The following is a 3,673-nucleotide window of genomic DNA, read 5'->3' as shown; positions in this document are numbered from 1 at the left end:
CTTATAATATGTTTTGTCACACTCCTTTCAAATAGGTCATCCCCCAAATCACGGGTGCGGTTCGAAAGAGTTTTTTGTTTGCCTTATGTGCTGCTGATCGCGTCTTGTGCGGGGATCGTGGTGGCACTCGTGGGGCGCGGGCGGCTTATGGGGGACGGAGGGCAGATTGCGGTGCCGTTTGGGCCGTTTCTGGCCTTTGGGTTCTTTGTGGTGTTGGTGGCGGGGTGATCAGCCCTCGATATCTTTGTCCTCTTGGGTGCCCCCGGGTTGGCCGTCGCGGCCAAGACTGAGCAGGCCGAAGCCGCCGTTTTCTGTGGGGAAGATGTAGCGGATGGGGCGGCCCCATGGATCTTGGATGTCGTCAGCGTCGTCGATATAGGGTCCGCTCCAGTCGTTGACAGTGGTGGGCTGGATGAGCAGTCCGCTGAGGCCGTCGGTTTCCGAGGGGTATTGGCCAACGTCGAGGTAATACAGCTGTAACGCGCCTTTGATGTTGGTAAGTTGGATTTCTGCGGCTTTGGATTTCGCGCGTCCAAAGCTGCCCATGACGCGGGGGGCGACGAGGGCTGCGACCATGGCGATGATGGCGAGGGCGACCATGACTTCGAGGAGGGAGATGCCGGAGTCTAAAGGCTTTGCTTTGGTCATTGTCTGGAATTTTTTAAGCTCTCCAGACAATGGCAAGCTCGCCTGTCAGTTCTGAAATCACTTTTTCGTACAGCGCCATTTCTATCCAATTTACTTCACCGCTTTCGAAGTGTGTTACGTATACATCGCCCACGTAATCCCCGTCTTCAAGCAGAAACATGTTTGGGCAACTCTTATCTTCGCGGGTATCGTCAAGAGGTGCTTCGGAAACAGCTACATCTGTAGCAAAGCCTCCTATGCTAACTTCCCTATCGACGACAAAATACCTTTTTGCGTCAAAAGCACTTGGATAATTCTCCTTAAAACACTCAAGTACAGCGTTCTCTATTAAATTCGGCTTAGTTGTGTTCACTTCCATAGCGGCCTCGACATATCCATACTTGCGGTCCCAAGCCGCGTTACGCCATCTATAACGCGACCTGATACTTGAACTTGTACCCCCCTAACCGAAACGACGGCTCCATAAAGACCATCTTTGGTCATCTTAGCGGTACTACTTGTTTTGACCGCCCTATTTGCAGCAGCCATCAGAGCCTTAGCTGCAGCCGTCTTGTCGCCTCTAAATGCATCTAATAAGCCTTGCATCTGATGTTTGTCCAAGTTTTTCCGACCGAAAATATGTTCTGCTTTGTTAGCTAAATCTCTCGCATTCTGTGCTCTCTGACTAGACGAAAATAATGTCTTTGTTCGTTCTATAACTCTATCGCTAGCTTTCCTCAGAGTTACTTTAAACAACCGATCAACGGGTTTCAGAACTCTATCGAGGTGTTTCGCACACTTCCCTTTGCATGCTCGCATGGCATTGTTGAGTACTTGAATAGCCTTTGCACCAAAATACATTGTACTTTGGTCACTTATTGCTAGCCCATTTTCAGTGCTCCCGTAGTAGCCATGAACACCTCGCGCATAGCCACTAAGGGTTGCATGCCCTGCATTATTTGCTTCAGAAATAGCAGCCATGTACCCGTTGTGACTGCCAAAACTATGAGAAACGGCGGTTCTATTTCCTTCACTATCTACGTCATGCTGAGTGACTGAACCATCACTACCGTAGGTGACATCATTCCCCCCCGGATCCATTAAATTCACCGGATCATTGAAGCTATAGGAATACCTATTCGTCCCAACCCTAGCCTGCGTCACTTCAAACCAATCGGGCTGGATAAACAGCCCCAGCTCCGGATCGTAGTACCGCGCGTTCAGGTATTGCAGCCCGGCACCTGCGTCGTGCCGTTCTCCGATCCAGCCGATGGTTTCCTGGGCTTTGCTGGCGGCCAGAACGCTTTCGTTCTCCTCGCCAAACGGCTTGTAGGTCGAGCGTTCTTCGATCTTTTGGTTTTCACCCGCAATCATGCGGACCGAGTTAAGGTGGTCGCGGAAGAGGTAGCTGACCTCGGGCGTGCTGTTGGCATTGGCGAACTTTAAGCGCACGTTTTCATGGGGATAGGCCAGCACGACCTCATTCACACCCGGGTCACGGATTTCCACGCCGCCGACATAGAGCGTCGTGCTTTGCGGTTGCGTGCCGATCTGTTCCAGCTTCGTCAGCCGCGTGCCATCTGCGCCGTAAACGTAGCCAGAGGTGTTCACCCCAAGCGTGACCGAGGGCGGGCGATTTTCGCCGTCATAGGTCATCGTTTTGCCGTTCAGCCCCAGTGTCATGTTGCCGTTGGCGTCATAGGTGAGCGCTTGGCCCTCGACGGACGCAGGCGCATGAGCCACGGGCGAGCCGGAGTAGATGTAGTCGCCCACGTGGCTATTGGAGGCCATGGACCCGTCGCGCCGATAGGTGAAGAACTGGTCGCGCAGTTCGGTGCCTTCCCATGTTCCGATGGTGTCGCAGGTCTTGTTGGCGCTGATCAGATCAGCTGCTACGGTTAAGCGCCCCGCGTAGTCGTAGCAGTAGTTGTATTGATCCTGCACCAGCCACGTGCGGTGTCGGTTGATCCGCCCCGCTTGACTGCGCCAGTATTTGGCGAGCTCGCGTGTGCCGCCTGTCGTTCCGAGCACGCGGATTTCGTCGATCCACCCTTGTTGTGCGTCGTACATCCGTTCTTCGGTCATACCGTTACCAAAAGTCTTTAGCGTTGGGTTGCTGCGGGTGTCGTATGTTGTGCCTGTCAGCCAAGTGCCAAATTCGGTCAGTCGGCCCGCGGCATCGTATTTGAAGTCCGGTGTGGTGAAGGTGTCGCCGTTTGAAGACGTCGGAAGCGTTTGTGCAATCAGCGCCCCGCTGGGATGCATGTCGCGGGTGAAGTTGTATTCGTAGGTCGTTCCGTTCAGGGGGACACTGTGTTCTTCCGCCACTGTGTTTCCGGCGTTGTCATACCCATAGCGGATCGTGTTGTGCGCCCCACTGAGCGTGGTGAGTTGACCGATGTTGTTGCCGCCCAACAGGTCTGGGTTCGCTTCATCGTATGCGTAGGTGATGACATCAGTTTGCGTGGCGTTAGCGCCGTCCGTCCAGGCGACAGTTTTGGACAGGACGCGATCCAGCGCGTCATGGGTGAATTCAATCGTCTGCCCCTTGGCGTCGTATTGTTTTGTCAGGTTGTCATTGGCGTCGTATTCCATCGTCCAGAACCCAAGGCCCGGATCATCCGCTGTGAGGCGGTTGCCTTTAAAGTCATGCGTATAGGTCCACTGTGCTCCGCCTGGGTCCGTTACGCCGACCAGCCGATCCATCAGGTCGAAGCTGTATTTTGTTTCACGTCCTTGGGCTGTGGTTCCAACGTCTGTTCGGTCGTAGTCCATCTTCATGACACGAATGGTGTTGCCACGGGAATCAGATGTTGCACGTGTTTCGCCACAGATCGTTTCTGCGTCGTTGTCATAGCAATGTGTGTCTTTCGTGATGACACGCGGATGCGGAACCGGAGCAACCTGACCATTTGTAGTAAATGCCTTGCGAAATCCCCTCACGGCGGCACAGCTCTGCAATGCTATCCTCGCCACGCAGGCCATCCAGCACGATCCTGATCTTCTCTTCGGATGAATAATGCTTGCGCGTCGCGCGCTTGATGTC

The 3,673-nt window shown here is 53.9% G+C and carries 4 protein-coding genes and 1 pseudogene; 1 reads left to right on the top strand and 4 read right to left on the bottom strand.

The window, feature by feature from the left end; translation table 11 throughout:
- The coding region (locus ABJN86_RS17200) for a hypothetical protein (protein WP_348432353.1) at nucleotides 1-228 on the top strand (228 nt) is incomplete at its 5' end.
- Here ABJN86_RS17200 and gspG read toward each other — a convergent pair.
- The 4 genes and pseudogenes from gspG to ABJN86_RS17180 form a co-directional block, all read right to left on the bottom strand.
- Nucleotides 229-648, bottom strand: a complete 420-nt coding sequence (gspG, locus tag ABJN86_RS17195; protein ID WP_348376080.1) for a type II secretion system major pseudopilin GspG — start codon at nucleotides 646-648, stop codon at nucleotides 229-231.
- 13 nt (nucleotides 649-661) lie between these two features.
- Nucleotides 662-1,006, bottom strand: coding sequence for a hypothetical protein (locus tag ABJN86_RS17190; RefSeq protein WP_348287387.1), 345 nt, complete (start codon nucleotides 1,004-1,006; stop codon nucleotides 662-664).
- Nucleotides 997-3,408 (bottom strand): RHS repeat-associated core domain-containing protein, encoded by a 2,412-nt coding sequence (locus ABJN86_RS17185; RefSeq protein WP_348422636.1) that lies wholly within the window; start codon nucleotides 3,406-3,408, stop codon nucleotides 997-999. The genes ABJN86_RS17190 and ABJN86_RS17185 overlap by 10 nt, the downstream gene beginning before the upstream one ends.
- Before the next feature lie 124 nt (nucleotides 3,409-3,532).
- A pseudogene (locus tag ABJN86_RS17180) lies at nucleotides 3,533-3,673 on the bottom strand (transposase); the annotation flags it as partial.

Source organism: Litoreibacter sp., assembly GCF_039974535.1.
Taxonomy (GTDB): domain Bacteria; phylum Pseudomonadota; class Alphaproteobacteria; order Rhodobacterales; family Rhodobacteraceae; genus Litoreibacter.
Note: the sequence above shows the minus strand (reverse complement) of the source record. Positions and strands in the feature narration are given on the sequence as shown.

Bases quoted from the DNA above. Each gene is read 5' to 3' on its own strand.
- ABJN86_RS17190 (WP_348287387.1), bottom strand. From the start codon at position 1,006: ATGGAAGTGAACACAACTAAGCCGAATTTAATAGAGAACGCTGTACTT.
- gspG (WP_348376080.1), bottom strand. From the start codon at position 648: ATGACCAAAGCAAAGCCTTTAGACTCCGGCATCTCCCTCCTCGAAGTC.
- ABJN86_RS17185 (WP_348422636.1), bottom strand. From the start codon at position 3,408: ATGAAGATGGACTACGACCGAACAGACGTTGGAACCACAGCCCAAGGA.